This window comes from Aeromonas sp. MR19 (assembly GCF_963899305.1).
Lineage (GTDB): Bacteria > Pseudomonadota > Gammaproteobacteria > Enterobacterales > Aeromonadaceae > Aeromonas > Aeromonas bestiarum.
The window spans coordinates 42,214-56,862 of the sequence record NZ_CAWQWZ010000005.1; the positions used below are offsets into that span (position 1 = coordinate 42,214).

Here is a 14,649-nt window from a genome sequence, read left to right on the forward strand (position 1 = left end):
TTCATCCCTGCAGGTCTAACCAAGCCCCCAGACCCGCCAGACTGCTGTAGGCAGTCATATCGATGGTCAGGGGGGTGATCGAGACGTAGCCCTGCTCGATGGCGGCGAAATCCGTGCCTTCTCCCGCATCCTGCTGGCTGCCGGGGGGGCCGATCCAGTAGATGGGCTGACCACGGGGATCCTCGCTGCAGATCACAGATTCCGCCCGATGGCGGTTGCCAAGGCGAGTCACCCTGATCCCCTTGATCTGATCGAGGGGCAGGTCCGGCACGTTGACGTTGAGGATCTGATCGGCAGGCAGCGGGTGCACCATCATGCCCTTCACCAGCAGGGCCGCATAGTGGGCCGCGCTGGCGAAATGGGTCTTGCCTACCAGCGAGATGGCCAGCGAGGGAAAGCCGAGGTGACGCCCTTCGGTAGCCGCCGCGACCGTGCCCGAGTAGATGACATCATCCCCCAGGTTGGCACCGTGGTTGATGCCAGCCACCACCATGTCGGGTTCAGGGCGCACCAGTTCGTTGACCGCCAGATGCACGCAGTCGGTCGGCGTCCCCTTCACCGCATAGCTCTCGATCCCATTAAAACCGGTTTCGCTGAGACGGGTAACCCGCAACGGCACCTCCAGCGTCAGGGAGTGACTCGCACCGCTGCGGTTGCGATCCGGCGCCACCACGGTGACTTCGCCACAGGCCGTCAGCGCAGCGCTGAGGGCTCGGATCCCCTCGGCATGCACGCCATCGTCATTACTGACCAGAATTCGCATCGGACTGATTCCTGAAACCATGATCGGCCTCTTCGGCCTGCATTAATTCGCGTACCACGCTGGTGGCAAAGGCACCGGCCGGCAGGAAGAAGGACAAGGTCAAGGCCTCGCCGTCCAGCTGCCAGCTCATCTGTTCCGGCTTGAGCAGGAGCGGGCGGCGGTCCTGCTCCAGCCCGGCCTTCTCCAGACCTGCGCACCATTCGGGGTAAGCGGCAAGCACTCCCTGCTCGAACTCGGCCGCCGCCCCCTGGCTGGCCAGCCGGCCACGGCCCCACTGGGGAGCGGTCAGCTGCACGTCACCGGAGGCGAGACGCGCCTCCAGCTCCGGGGTCAGCAACTCTTCGCTGAAGATGGAGTGGCTGCCCTTGAGCATCAGGCAATCACCGGCCAGCAGCTGGTGAGCCAGCCCCTGCTCGATACGGGCACTGACGATGGCATTGAACAGCATGCTGCGGGCGGCGGAGAGATAGAGGGAGCGCTTGTTGCGATCATTGATCCGCTTGCCGGCAAACATCGCCTTGGCCGCTTCCAGATTGTTGCCACCCCGGCCAAAACGCTGCTCGCCGTAGTAGTTCGGCACCCCCTGACTGGCGATGGCCTGCAGGCGGGACGCCAGTCCCTCGGTCTGTTCCAGCCCGGTCAGACGCAGGGTGAAGTGGTTGCCCTTGAGATAGCCAACCCGCAGCTTCTTGTTGTGGCGCTTCACCTGCAGGATCTGGATGCTGTCACTCTCGATCACCGAAAGGTTCGGCTCTGCCCTGCCCGGCAGGTGAATGCCGAACCACTGCTCGGTCACGGCGTGGCGATCCTTGAGGCCAGCCCAGGTCACAGCGTTGCGATTGACCCCGGCCGCATCGGCCAGCAGGCCCGCCACCCAGGCGGTGTTCTCGCCAGTTTTGCGTACCCGCACGAAAATGTGTTCACCCTCGCCGCAGGGCTCGAAGCCGAGATCCTCAACCACCACGAAATCACTGGCCTCGGCCTTGAGGATGCCACGGGCGGTGGGCGCCCCATGCAGATAACTGAGTTGTTCCAACATTATTGTTTCACCAGTAAGACGACGGCTTCGGTGGCGATCCCTTCCTTGCGCCCCGTAAACCCGAGTTGTTCTGTGGTAGTCGCCTTGACATTCACCCGGTTCAAATCACACATCAGGTCGGCGGCCAGCACGGCGCACATGGCGTCGATATGGGGTGCCATCTTGGGGGCCTGGGCTATGATGGTCACGTCCAGATTGCCGATGGCATAACCCGCCTTTTTTACTCGGGCAAACACGTCCCGCAGCAGGATCCGGCTGTCGATCCCCTTGAATTGCGCGGCGGTATCGGGAAAGTGGCGGCCTATGTCACCGGCGCCTATGGCGCCAAGCAGGGCATCGCTCACCGCGTGCAGTACCACATCACCGTCGGAATGGGCCAGCAGGCCCTGTTCATACGGCACGGCGACGCCACCCAGCATGCAGGGGCCAACCCCACCAAATTTGTGTACATCAAAACCATGTCCAATTCGTATCACGCCTGACATCCTCCAAACACGCAGGAAACTTCTCCGCCTAAACCTTGTTCACCTCAAGATCGGCCTGACATCCTCCAAACAGGCAGGAGACTCATCCACCCAAACCCTGAGCACCTCAACCGCACGTCCCATCCGGATCATGCTCGCTCCTTGTCTGGGTGTATCGACTTATGCCTGCTGGCTTAAAAACAGCCCCGCCAGAGAGAGATCCTCCGGCCGGGTCACCTTGATGTTGTCGGCACGCCCTTCCACCATGCGTACTGTGAAACCGGCACGCTCCATGGCGGAGGCCTCGTCGGTAATGGTGGCCCCCAAGGCCAGCCCCTCCTCCAGCGCCCGCAGCAGGGTGCGGGCGGGGAACATCTGCGGCGTCAGGGCATGCCAGAGCTGCTCGCGATCGACGGTGCCGAGTATGTTGCCCATGGCGTCTGAACGCTTCATGGTGTCGCGCACCCGGCTGCCGAGAATGGCGCCACCACACTGGATGGCGGTGGCGATGAGCCGGTCGAGATCTCCGTGGGTCAGACAGGGACGGGCGGCATCGTGCACAAGCACCCACTCCCCCTCTGCCACATGCAGCGCATTGAGAACGGAAAAGGCGCGCTCGGCGCCCCCCTCTACCCGCAGGACACGCGGGTCGGTCGCAACGGGCAGGGCATCAAACCAACGATCGTGGGGCGCCAGCGCCACTATCACCCGGGCGATGGCCGGGTGTGACAGCAGGGCGCCGAGGGTATGCTCGAGAATGGTCTGTCCCGCCAGCTGCAGATACTGTTTCGGACAATCGGCGCCCATCCGGCTGCCAATCCCGGCGGCGGGGACTATGGCGGTCAGCCCGGTCTGGCGATCAGTCATCGTAGGCTGCGTCTCCCGAGCTGGAGCCCTTGTCCTTATCCTTGGGGATGATCCGGTAGAAGGTCTCGCCCTGCTTGATGTAGCCGAGATCGTTGCGCGACAGCTCCTCTATGGCCTCAAGGCCCGAGGTCAGATCGTCAATCTCGCGATAAATCAGGTTGTTGCGATCCTTGAGTACCAGATTGTCCTGCTGCTGCCGGGAGATGGCGTCGGACAATTCGTGATAATCGGACAGGCCATTCTTCCCCAGCCAGAGGTCATATTGAAGCCCTCCCAACAGGAAGAGCAGGATAAGAGTGAGTAGCCGCATGCACTGAGTCTCCTTCAAGCGGCCTAGTTTCCCATATTCGCAGGCAAGACAAAAGGAAGCCTGTGTCCCGGATGGGCTGGGCCGGAATAAAAAATGCAGAAACCTCACCCGGCGATGACGGAAACGAAAAAGCCCCGCCAGATTGGCGGGGCTTTGAGCAAATTAAGGGCGGGCTGGAATTAAGCCTGGTTTTTAACTTCTTTCAGACCGCGGAAAGGAGCTTTGGCACCCAGAGCTTCTTCGATACGGATCAGCTGGTTGTACTTGGCAACACGGTCAGAACGGCTCATGGAACCGGTCTTGATCTGGCCAGCAGCGGTACCAACAGCCAGGTCGGCGATGGTCGCGTCTTCGGTCTCACCGGAGCGGTGGGAGATGACGGCAGTGTAGCCAGCGTCTTTGGCCATCTTGATGGCAGCCAGAGTTTCGGTCAGGGAACCGATCTGGTTGAACTTGATCAGGATGGAGTTGGCAACGCCGTTGTCGATACCGCGCTTCAGGATCTTGGTGTTGGTTACGAACAGGTCGTCACCAACGATCTGGATTTTCTTGCCCAGTTCAGCAGTCTGGTAAGCAAAACCGTCCCAGTCAGATTCGTCCAGGCCATCTTCGATGGAGACGATCGGGAACTTGGTGGTCAGGTCAGCCAGGTAGTCAGAGAAACCGTTGGAGGTGAAGATACGACCTTCGCCTTTCAGGTTGTACTCTTTCTTCTCTGCGTCGTAGAACTCGGAAGCAGCACAGTCCATGGCCAGGGTGATGTCTTTACCCAGGACATAGCCAGCAGCAGCAACGGCTTCGGCGATCACTTCCAGCGCTTCGGCGTTGGATTTCAGGTTGGGAGCGAAACCACCTTCGTCACCAACAGCAGTGTTGTAGCCCTTGGACTTCAGCACTTTGGCCAGGTTGTGGAACACTTCGGCGCCCATGCGAACGGCTTCTTTCAGGGTCTTGGCGCCAACCGGCTGGATCATGAACTCCTGGATGTCGACGTTGTTGTCGGCGTGCTCACCACCGTTGATGATGTTCATCATCGGCAGCGGCATGGAGTAAACACCGGCAGTGCCGTTCAGCTCGGCGATGTGAGCGTACAGCGGCATGCCTTTGGCGGCAGCGGCGGCTTTGGCGTTGGCCAGGGAAACAGCCAGGATGGCGTTGGCGCCAAACTTGGATTTGTTCTCGGTGCCGTCGAGGTCGATCATGATCTGGTCGATAGCGGCCTGGTCCTTGGCATCTTTACCCAGCAGAGCTTGAGCGATCGGGCCGTTGACGGCGGCGAGGGCTTTCAGAACGCCTTTACCCAGGAAACGGCTCTTGTCGCCGTCACGCAGTTCCAGCGCTTCGCGGGAACCGGTGGACGCGCCAGACGGAGCGGCTGCCATACCAACAAAACCACCTTCCAGGTGAACTTCGGCCTCAACGGTCGGGTTACCACGGGAGTCGATGATTTCACGACCGATCACTTTAACGATCTTGGACATGTGTATTTCCTCAGGTTTCGTAAAAAAACAACAAAAATATGCCAAAAAAAGCGGCTGTGGCACAGAGCCTCAACCGCATTTATTTTCAATTACTTCAGATTACGCTTCTGATACTCGCCTGCCGCCTTCACAAAACCGGCGAACAGGGCGTGGCCATCACGGGGAGTCGAGGTGAACTCCGGGTGGAACTGCGCCGCCACGAACCAAGGGTGATCCGGGATCTCGATAATTTCCACCAATTTTTTGTCGGCGGAGAGACCGGTCACTTTCAGACCTGCCGCTTCAATCTGCGGCAGCAGCTTGTTGTTCACTTCGTAACGGTGACGGTGGCGCTCGTAAATGGTCGGGCTGCCGTACATCTGACGCACCTTGGAACCTTCGACCAGGTGGCAGAGCTGGGAGCCCAGACGCATGGTGCCGCCCAGATCAGACTTCTCGGTACGAGTCTCGACGTTGCCTTCGTCATCCACCCACTCGGTGATGAGACCGACGACCGGATAGGCACAATCTTTCTTGAATTCGGAGGAGTGAGCCCCTGTCATGCCCGCCACGTTGCGTGCAAATTCGATCATGGCAACCTGCATGCCGAGGCAGATACCCAGATAAGGGATCTTGTTTTCACGGGCATACTGGGCCGCCTGGATCTTGCCTTCCACGCCGCGCTCACCGAAGCCACCCGGCACCAGGATCGCGTCCAGGCCTTCCAGCAGCTCGGAGCCACGGGTCTCGATATCCTGGGAATCGATGTACTTGATGGTGACGGAGAGACGGGTCTTGAGGCCACCGTGCTTGAGCGCCTCGTTGACGGACTTGTAGGCATCCGGCAGGGAGACATACTTGCCGACCATACCGATGGTCACTTCCGCAGTCGGGTTGGCCTCTTCGAAGACCACCTGTTCCCACTCGGACAGGTCGGCCTCCTTGCACTCCAGACCGAAACGCTCGGTGAAGTAGGAGTCCAGATTCTGGGACTTGAGCAGGGCCGGGATCTTGTAGATGGAGTCGACGTCTTTCATGGAGATGACGGCGCGCTCAGGCACGTTGCAGAACAGGGCAATCTTGGCACGCTCATTGGCCGGAATGGCACGGTCAGATCGGCAGATCAGCACATCCGGCTGGATCCCGATGGAGAGCAGCTCTTTCACCGAGTGCTGGGTCGGCTTGGTCTTCACTTCACCGGCGGCAGCCAGGTAAGGCACCAGGGTCAGGTGCATGAACATGGCGCTGTTGCGGCCCACTTCGGCAGCCAGCTGACGAATGGCCTCGAGGAACGGCAGGGACTCGATATCGCCCACGGTACCGCCCACTTCGACGATGGCAACCTGATGGCCTTCGGCACCGGCAATCACCCGCTCCTTGATGGCGTTGGTGATGTGCGGGATGACCTGAATGGTGGCGCCCAGATAGTCGCCACGGCGCTCTTTGCGCAGCACGTCGGCGTAGATGCGACCAGTGGTAAAGTTGTTGCGGCGAGTCATCTTGGTGCGGATGAAACGCTCGTAGTGGCCCAGATCCAGATCGGTTTCGGCCCCGTCCTCGGTTACGAATACTTCACCGTGCTGGGTCGGGCTCATGGTGCCCGGATCCACGTTGATATAGGGGTCCAGTTTCATGATGGTCACATCCAGACCACGGGCTTCCAGAATGGCTGCCAGAGAAGCTGCGGCAATGCCTTTGCCGAGGGATGAAACAACGCCACCAGTTACAAAAATATATTTTGTCGTCATGCTGAACCTGAAAGAAGTTTAGGGAATTTTAAGGGGTGCTTCGGGGATGAAGCAGGACGGGGAAACAGTATACCAAAACCCCCTCTCCCAAACAATGAACAAAAATCTATCAGGCTCACCGCCCCCTCATCTTGCGCCAAATCAACTTTGTTCGGTTTCCTTGGCCTTGTCCCAGGCTGCGTCCAGCTTTTCCAGAGAGCAATCGGTCATTTTCAGCCCTTCCGCGGCGATAAACTGCTCAACCTGACGAAAGCGACGTTCGAACTTGCTGTTGGCGCCCCGCAGCACCTGCTCAGGATCCTTGCCAAGATGACGTACCAGGTTGACGGTGGCAAACAGCAGGTCACCGAGCTCATCGCTCACCCGCGCCTCGTCGACGTCGGCCATCAGCGCCTCTTCCATCACCTCGTCGATCTCTTCGTGGATCTTGTCCACCACAGGGCCCAGCGTCTTCCAGTCGAAGCCAACAGTGGCACAGCGCTTCTGGATCTTGGCCGAACGGGTCAGGGCCGGCAGCGCGAGCGGTATGTCATCCAGCACGCTTTCCTTGTCGAGCGCGGCCCGCTCTTTGGCCTTCTCGGCCTCCCAGTTCACCTTCACCGCCTGCTCGTCACCGAGATCCGCATCGGAAAACACATGGGGATGGCGACGAATGAGCTTCTCGCTCACCGTATCGACGATATCGGCGAAATCGAACAGCCCCTGCTCCTTGCCCAGCTGGGCGTAGAAGACCACCTGGAACAGCAAATCACCGAGTTCCCCCTTCAATCCCTGCCAATCTCGGGTTTCGATGGCATCGGCGACCTCATAGGCCTCTTCCAGGGTGTGCGGCACTATGGTCTGGAAGCTCTGCTTGAGATCCCAGGGGCAACCCTCTTGCGGGTCACGCAGGCGAGACATGATATCGAGCAATTGAGAGAGGTCGTAACGTTGAGACATGAGCTACTCACTTTCGATTCGTTAAATGGGGATGAAGCGACATCAAGCCGTGCAGCCGATCAATCTCATGTCGAGCAGTTGGGGCAGGTCGTAACGTTGGGACATGGGAGATCCGCTTTCAGGTCGTTCAAACAGAGGAAAAGCGACCGGCCCACCCTGGGCCGGTCGCTGGGTATCAGAGGCGCTTGGCGCTGATCACGTCGTTGAGCTGGCTGAGCTTGGCCAACGCCCGGTTGAAGGCGTTGATGTTGTAAATCTCCAGCTCCATGTCGATCTCGGCGGTCTGCTCGCGCACGTTGGAGCGCGAACGCACCCCCATCACGTTGATCTTCTCGTTGGCCAGCACGGTAGTGATGTCCCGCAGCAGACCCGAGCGATCGTTGGAGAGGATGCGAATGGTGAGGCCATAACCACCCGAGTAGTTCTCCCCCCACACCGCATCGATCAGTCGTTCCGGGTTGCGACGGGAGAGCTCCTTGAGCTGCTCGCAATCATCCCTGTGGATGGATACCCCGCGCCCCATGGTGATGAAGCCCTGAATGGTGTCGCCCGGGATGGGCTGGCAGCAGCGGGCGATGTGGGTCATCAGATTGCCGACCCCTTCCACCACTATGTGATCCTTGGGCTTGGGCCGGAACGGGGTATTGGCCTTCTGCTCCAGTTTTTCCAGCACACGGCGATCTTCTTCTTCCGCCGTCGGCTTGTTGTAACGGGTGTCCAGGTAGTTGAGCAGCTGGTTGATGCGGATGTCGCCGCTGCCGATACCGGCCAGCAGGTCTTCCAGCTCCTCGGCGTGGAAACGCTCGAGCACCACCTTGTCCACCTTGGAGAGGGTCAGGTTGTGTCTGTCCAGCTCCTTCTCCAGCAGCTCCTTGCCGGCGGCTATGTTCTTGTCCCGATCCAGCTTTCTGAACCAGGTGGCCACCTTGGCCCGCGCCCGGCTGGAGCGCAGGAAACCCGAGTTGGGGTTCATCCAGTCGCGGCTCGGGTTCGGCTCCTTCTGGGTGATCACCTCCACCTGGTCGCCGGTTTGCAGCGCATAGGTGAAGGGCACGATACGACCGTCAATCTTGGCGCCGATGCAGCGGTGGCCGATCATGCTGTGCACGTGATAGGCGAAGTCGAGCGGGGTGGCACCCGCCGGCAAGTCGATGACATCCCCTTTCGGGGTGAACACATAGACCCTGTCCTCGAACACCTGACTGCGCAGATCCTCGAGCAGGGAGCCGCTCTCGGAGAGATCCTCCTGCCAGGCGAGCAGCTTGCGCAGCCACTCGATCTTGTCTTCGAAGTTGTTGGCCTTGTTGGCGGCCTGGGCCCCTTCCTTGTAGCGCCAGTGAGCGGCCACCCCCAGCTCGGCATCCTGATGCATCTGGTCGGTGCGGATCTGGATCTCCACCGTCTTGCCTTCCGGCCCCACCACCACTGTGTGGATCGACTGATAGCCGTTGGGTTTGGGGTTGGCGACATAGTCGTCAAACTCGCGGGGAATATGGTGGAAATGGGTATGGACTATGCCGAGCGCCGCGTAGCAATCCTGCAGCCGCTTGGTCACCACCCGCACAGCGCGCACGTCGAACAGCTCGTTGAACTCGAGGTGCTTCTTCTGCATCTTGCGCCAGATGCTGTAGATGTGTTTCGGACGGCCATAGACTTCAGCCTCCACATCCGCTTCCTTGAGGGCATCGCGCAGGGACTGCACGAACTCGCGGATGTAGCGCTCCCGGTCGAGGCGCTTCTCGTCGAGCTGCTTGGCGATCTGCTTGTAGGTGTCCGGGTGCAGGTAACGGAAGGCAAGATCTTCCAGCTCCCATTTGAGCTGACCTATGCCGAGCCGGTTGGCCAGCGGGGCATAGATGTTGGTGATCTCCTGGGCCATCAGCACCCGGGTCTCTTCATCCGCCTTCTTCGCTTCCCGCAGGCAGGCGATCCGCTCCGCCAGCTTGATGACCACGGCACGCACATCCTCGACCATGGCGAGCAGCATGCGGCGCACGTTGTCGACCTGTTCCGGCGAGGTCTCGCTGCGGTGCAGGGTCTGCAGGGAGCGGATGGCTTCCATCTCCAGCACCCCTTCCACCAGCTTGGCGATCTTGGGACCGAAGTCTTCGTCCATCCGCTCCTGGCTGATGAGGCCGGCTTCGACGAAGGGGTAGATGATGGCGGCCTTGAGGGTGCCGAGATCCATGCTGAGCATCAGCAGAATGCCCGCCATCTCGACGCCACGCACCAGCAGGCGGTTGGTGAGCGCCTCGTCACCGAGCGTCAGACAATACTGGTAGACGGTTCGCAACTGATCCTTGTCACTGTCACTCAAGGAGAGCGAGCTGACCCACTCTTCCAGGGTGAAGTTGTCTTTCAAATGAATATCGCGAACCGCAACCATGGTATCAATCCTTTAAATTATTGGGCCGAAAGCTACCGCTTCCTCCCCCTCACCTGATGAGACTGCCTCAGATGGGGATATCTGGAGAACTTTTCAAGGCATATTGTCAATAAAGACAATAGAGTTCTCCAACAGGCCCAGCCGATTTACGAGGGGCTAGATTACCCCAATCACTCCCGCTCAAACAGCCTGATGGACGCCAGATACACCAGAATAAAAGAACATATCCGGCCCCCAAACACATCAGACCAAGGGGCTGGATTACTCAGTTCACTCCCGCTCAAACAGCCTGATGGACACCAGATATACCGGAATAAAAGAACATATCCGGCCCCCACACGCATCAGACCAAGGGGCTGGATTACTCCGTTCATTACCGCTCAAACAGGGCCATGGACTCCAGATGGCCGGTGTGGGGGAACATGTCGAGCATCCCCAGACGTACCAGTCGGTAGCCCCCTTTCACCAGCACCTGGCTGTCACGGGCCAGGGTGACCGGGTTACAGGAAACGTAGACCACTCGCTTGGGTGAAAGTTTCACGACGTGCCCCATCACCTCCAGCGCACCGGGGCGGGCCGGATCCAGCAGCACCAGATCGAACCCTTCCCGCGCCCAGGACATGCCGACTATGTCACCGCTCAAGTCCGCCTTGTAGAAACGGGCATTGTCGATGCCGTTGCGACGGGCGTTCTCCTCGGCGCGGGCCACCATGGCCAGCTCCCCTTCCACGCCCACCACTTCCCGGGCCTGACGGGCCAGTGGCAGGGTGAAGTTGCCAATGCCGCAGAACAGATCCAGCACCTTGTCATCCTTGCTCGCCCCGAGCCACGCCAGCGCCTGGGCCACCATGCTCTGGTTGATGGGGCCGTTGACCTGAATGAAGTCACCAGGAGCAAATGCAAGAGACAGGCCATCCAGTGAGTAGGATGGCTGGAATACCTGGTGCAATGGCTCGATGCGTTCATCGGCAGCCTGCAGATAGAGGTCTATCCCCTGCGTCTGCGCAAACGCCACCAGCAGGGCGCGATCCCCCTCGTTGGGACGACCCGTATGGCGCAGCAGCATCATGATCCCCTGCTCGGCCTGAATGAGTTCGGCATGGCCCAGCTCACGCTGGCTCTTGAGGCGATTGAGGCAGTCGCGCAGAGGGTTAATGAGGGCAGAGAGCGGCTCGGCCAGCACGGGGCAGTCCTCGATCTCCACCAGGTCGTTGGATTGGCGACGACGAAAACCGACCCGGGTGCAGCGGCCATTCTTGTCAAACTTGATGGCCAGCCGGCAGACCCGGCGGTAGGCGCGAGACTCCCCTGTCAGCACGGGCTCCAGCGCTGGCGCCTTGATCTGCCCCAGCCGCTCGAACAGGCTGACCAAACCGGCCTCCTTGGCGGCCTGCTGATCCGCCTCACCGAGATGCTGGGCATTGCAACCGCCGCACTCGCGGTAGTGGCTGCAGAAGGGGGCGATGCGATTGGCTGCCGGGGTCACCACCTGTTGCAAGGTGGCGTGGGCATACTGCTTCTTGTCTTCGAGGATGCGGGCCTTGACCTGCTCGCCGGGCAGCGCCCCTTCGATGAAGATCGCCTTGCCCTGATGACGGCCGATACCGACGCAGTGGTGATCCAGACTGTCTACCGTAAATTCAATACGTTGGGGCTGGGTGGATTTCTTTTGGGGCTTGAAAAACTGGGCCATAAAACTTGGTGCCTATAGGTGGCTATGTCATGATTGTGGAATCTGCAGCAGGCTATTGTCCCACAAGAATAATAGTATGACCAAATCCGGCCTGCGGGCCCGCCCACTGTCGTTTGCCTTCTTGCCAACCCTGCTCTTCGGGGGACTATCCGCATGACCCAATCCGGCCTGCGCGCTCATGTCGTGCCATTGACCATCTTGCCCACCCTGCTCATCGGGGGACCATTCGCATGACCAAGTACGGCCTGCGAGCCCGGGTGCTGGCCTTTACCATATTGCCGACCCTGATCATTGGCGGCCTGATGGCCGGCTATTTCACCTTCCACCGCTACCAGCAGCTGGAAAACAACCTGATCGATCAGGGCATCAACATCATAGAGCCGCTGGCCATCGCCAGTGAATACGGCATGACCCAGCACAGCCGGGAGTCGCTCAAGCGGCTGATTGGCCTGACTCACCGCAAGAATTCGCCGCTCATCAAGTCCATCGCCGTCTTCACCCAGGACAACCAGCTGTTCGTGACGTCCAACTACCACAGGGACTTCACCCGGCTGCGGCTGCCCGATGGCAGCCAGATCCCCGAGCTGACCAGCGTCACCCTCTATGGTGACGACATCATACTGCGCACCCCGATCCAGGCCGAGACCAGCATGGATGGCTTCCCGCTGCCCAGCGACGTGGAGCCGCCCATGATCGGCTACATCTCCATGCAGATGACCACAGACAGGGCCATGATCCTGCAGTATCGCGACACCTTCTTCGCGGTGATCATGGTGCTCATCGGTCTGGCCGTCAGTACCCTGTTTGGCTTCAGGCTGGTCAAGAGCGTGACCCAGCCCATCACCGACATGGTGCAGGCGGTGCACAAGATCAGGGAGGGGCGGCTCGACACCCGGGTCAGCGGCCAGCTCACCGGCGAGCTGGACATGCTGAAAAACGGCATCAACGCCATGGCCAAGGCGCTCTCGGAATATCACGAGGAGATGCAGCAGAACATCGATCAGGCCACCTCTGACTTGCGCGAGACGCTGGAGCAGATCGAGATCCAGAACGTCGAGCTCGACATGGCCAAGAAGCGGGCGCAGGAGGCGGCGCGGGTCAAATCCGAGTTCCTCGCCAACATGTCCCACGAGCTGCGCACCCCGCTCAACGGCGTCATCGGCTTCACCCGCCAGCTGCTCAAGACGGCGCTGACGCCGAGCCAGACCGACTACATGCAGACCATAGAGAAGTCGGCCCGCAACCTGCTCGGCATCATCAACGACATCCTCGACTTCTCCAAGCTGGAGGCGGGCAAGCTGCAACTGGAGCACATACCCTTCAGCCTGCGCGACACCCTCAACGAGACCATGCACCTGCTCGGCCCCAGCGCCCACGACAAGCAGCTCGAACTCTCCCTGCAGGTGGATGCCGAGGTGCCGGACTACCTCACCGGCGACCCCATGCGCCTGCAGCAGGTGCTGACCAACCTCACCGGCAACGCCATCAAGTTCACCGAGCGCGGCAACGTGGATGTGCGCATCGAGCAGACCGGGGGCAGCAACGGCAACAAGGTGCGGCTCAACGTGTTGATCCGCGATACCGGCATCGGCATCTCGGAAGAGCAGCAGCGCCAGCTGTTCCAGGCCTTCAACCAGGCCGACTCCTCCATCTCGCGCCGCTATGGCGGCACTGGCCTCGGCCTCGTCATCACCCAGAAGCTGGTGCAGCAGATGGGGGGCCAGATCCGTTTCGAATCCGAACTGGGCAAGGGCTCCGTCTTCTCCTTCAGCCTGGACATGGACGTCTCTCCCCTGCCCCAGACCGACAAGCTGCCGCTGGATCGCATCCAGGGCAAACGAGTCTGGCTGCTGGAGCCGGATCCCTTCAGCCACTCCTCCCTCTGCGCCCTGCTGGCGGAGTGGCAGCTGGATGTGCAGTCGCTCGCCATCGACACCATCTGGCCCGAGATGAGCAACCAGGACATGGTGATCATCGGCAGCAGCACACTGCACACACCGCAGCAGGTGATCGCCCGCCTCGACGGGCTGGACGGCCAGCAGAACACCATAGTGCTGCTCAGCAGCCACGAGCCCGCGCTCTATGACGCCATGCTGGCCCACGGCGCCCAGCACTGTCTCTCCAAGCCCACCAACCACCGCAAGCTGCTGCACGCCCTGCTCTCCCCCGAGGCAGCCAAGAGCGCGCCGCTGCCCGCCCCGACCCAGCGCCAGGTGCAGCAAGTCAAGGTGCTGGCGGTGGACGACAATGCGGCCAACCTCAAGCTGATCGCCGCCATGCTCAAGGAGATGGTGAGCCAGGTGGTGGTGTGCAAGAACGGCAAGGAGGCGGTCAGACTGGCCCAGAGCCAGCCATTCGACATCATCTTCATGGATATACAGATGCCGATCATGGATGGCATCAGCGCCACCCAGGCGATCCGCAGCCAGTCCCTCAACACAGAGACGCCGATCGTGGCGGTGACCGCCCACGCCATTCCCGGCGAGCGGGAGCGGCTGATCCGGCAGGGGATGGATGACTATCTGGCCAAGCCCATCGACGAGAGCATGCTGGCCCAGCTGATCACCGACTTCGCCCACCGTCGCCACCAGAACCACGCGGATCAGCAGATAGACTGGTCTCTGGCGGTGCGTCAGGCCGCCGGCAAGCTGGATCTCGCCAAGGAGATGCTGACCATGTTGATGGCCAGTTTCGACGAGGTGGATCCCGTGCTGGAGGCGGCCCTCGCCGGTCAGGTGGAGGATGCCGAGGTGCTGGCCCAGCTGCACCGCCTCAACGGCGGCTGCGCCTATTCCGGGGTGCCCGGCCTGCAACGGCTGCTCTCCCAGCTGGAACAGCAGCTGCGCGACGGGGTGCCGGTCAGCGAGCTGGAACCCGAATTGCTGGAGTTGCAGGATGCGATGGAGCAGGTGCGTCAGGAGGCGCCACGCTACCTCGTCTGAATGAGCGGGATGCAGGGCTGCCCGCCATTGGCAGCAGT

Annotated in this window: 11 protein-coding genes; 1 reads left to right on the plus strand and 10 read right to left on the minus strand. The window is 60.6% G+C overall.

What is annotated here, in order from left to right; translation table 11 throughout:
* Window position 1: 1 nt before the first annotated feature.
* The 10 genes from surE to rlmD all read right to left on the minus strand — a co-directional run bounded on the left by surE (window position 2) and on the right by rlmD (window position 11,669).
* Window positions 2-763, minus strand: a complete 762-nt coding sequence (gene surE / locus AACQ95_RS02990) for a 5'/3'-nucleotidase SurE (RefSeq protein WP_241280532.1) — start codon at window positions 761-763, stop codon at window positions 2-4.
* The gene (gene truD, locus AACQ95_RS02995) at window positions 744-1,802 is read right to left on the minus strand and encodes a tRNA pseudouridine(13) synthase TruD (protein ID WP_241280533.1); all 1,059 of its coding nucleotides are present in this window, start codon (window positions 1,800-1,802) and stop codon (window positions 744-746) included. Before truD ends, surE begins: the two co-directional genes overlap by 20 nt.
* Entirely contained in the window at window positions 1,802-2,278 is a 477-nt protein-coding gene (gene ispF / locus AACQ95_RS03000; protein WP_042872662.1) for a 2-C-methyl-D-erythritol 2,4-cyclodiphosphate synthase, read from the minus strand. The genes truD and ispF overlap by 1 nt, the downstream gene beginning before the upstream one ends.
* Before the next feature lie 168 nt (window positions 2,279-2,446).
* Window positions 2,447-3,133 (minus strand): 2-C-methyl-D-erythritol 4-phosphate cytidylyltransferase, encoded by a 687-nt coding sequence (ispD, locus tag AACQ95_RS03005; protein ID WP_098980695.1) that lies wholly within the window; start codon window positions 3,131-3,133, stop codon window positions 2,447-2,449.
* A complete protein-coding gene (gene ftsB, locus AACQ95_RS03010; protein WP_042872668.1) occupies window positions 3,126-3,443 on the minus strand; it encodes a cell division protein FtsB in 318 nt (105 codons plus the stop codon). Before ftsB ends, ispD begins: the two co-directional genes overlap by 8 nt.
* A 179-nt stretch (window positions 3,444-3,622) precedes the next feature.
* Window positions 3,623-4,924: a phosphopyruvate hydratase gene (gene eno / locus AACQ95_RS03015; protein WP_103472742.1), complete on the minus strand. Its 1,302-nt coding sequence runs from the start codon at window positions 4,922-4,924 to the stop codon at window positions 3,623-3,625.
* An 89-nt stretch (window positions 4,925-5,013) separates the two neighbouring features.
* Window positions 5,014-6,651: a glutamine hydrolyzing CTP synthase gene (gene pyrG / locus AACQ95_RS03020; protein WP_042872670.1), complete on the minus strand. Its 1,638-nt coding sequence runs from the start codon at window positions 6,649-6,651 to the stop codon at window positions 5,014-5,016.
* Between the two features lie 141 nt (window positions 6,652-6,792).
* Window positions 6,793-7,590 (minus strand): nucleoside triphosphate pyrophosphohydrolase, encoded by a 798-nt coding sequence (mazG, locus tag AACQ95_RS03025; protein WP_043554948.1) that lies wholly within the window; start codon window positions 7,588-7,590, stop codon window positions 6,793-6,795.
* 175 nt (window positions 7,591-7,765) lie between these two features.
* Window positions 7,766-9,976, minus strand: a complete 2,211-nt coding sequence (gene relA, locus AACQ95_RS03030; protein WP_043142131.1) for a GTP diphosphokinase — start codon at window positions 9,974-9,976, stop codon at window positions 7,766-7,768.
* Window positions 9,977-10,349: 373 nt separating this feature from the next.
* Window positions 10,350-11,669 carry a 23S rRNA (uracil(1939)-C(5))-methyltransferase RlmD gene (rlmD, locus tag AACQ95_RS03035; RefSeq protein WP_241280534.1) on the minus strand — a complete coding sequence of 440 codons (1,320 nt, stop codon included), beginning with the start codon at window positions 11,667-11,669 and terminating at the stop codon, window positions 10,350-10,352.
* 230 nt (window positions 11,670-11,899) lie between these two features.
* Here rlmD and barA point away from each other — a divergent pair, with 230 nt between their 5' ends.
* Window positions 11,900-14,611 carry a two-component sensor histidine kinase BarA gene (barA, locus tag AACQ95_RS03040; protein WP_098980698.1) on the plus strand — a complete coding sequence of 904 codons (2,712 nt, stop codon included), beginning with the start codon at window positions 11,900-11,902 and terminating at the stop codon, window positions 14,609-14,611.
* Window positions 14,612-14,649: the final 38 nt, after the last annotated feature.

Coding starts and splice junctions, on each gene's coding strand:
- surE (WP_241280532.1), bottom strand. CDS start 763: ATGCGAATTCTGGTCAGTAATGACGATGGCGTGCATGCCGAGGGGATC.
- truD (WP_241280533.1), bottom strand. CDS start 1,802: ATGTTGGAACAACTCAGTTATCTGCATGGGGCGCCCACCGCCCGTGGC.
- ispD (WP_098980695.1), bottom strand. CDS start 3,133: ATGACTGATCGCCAGACCGGGCTGACCGCCATAGTCCCCGCCGCCGGG.
- ftsB (WP_042872668.1), bottom strand. CDS start 3,443: ATGCGGCTACTCACTCTTATCCTGCTCTTCCTGTTGGGAGGGCTTCAA.
- eno (WP_103472742.1), bottom strand. CDS start 4,924: ATGTCCAAGATCGTTAAAGTGATCGGTCGTGAAATCATCGACTCCCGT.
- pyrG (WP_042872670.1), bottom strand. CDS start 6,651: ATGACGACAAAATATATTTTTGTAACTGGTGGCGTTGTTTCATCCCTC.
- mazG (WP_043554948.1), bottom strand. CDS start 7,590: ATGTCTCAACGTTACGACCTCTCTCAATTGCTCGATATCATGTCTCGC.
- relA (WP_043142131.1), bottom strand. CDS start 9,976: ATGGTTGCGGTTCGCGATATTCATTTGAAAGACAACTTCACCCTGGAA.
- rlmD (WP_241280534.1), bottom strand. CDS start 11,669: ATGGCCCAGTTTTTCAAGCCCCAAAAGAAATCCACCCAGCCCCAACGT.
- barA (WP_098980698.1), top strand. CDS start 11,900: ATGACCAAGTACGGCCTGCGAGCCCGGGTGCTGGCCTTTACCATATTG.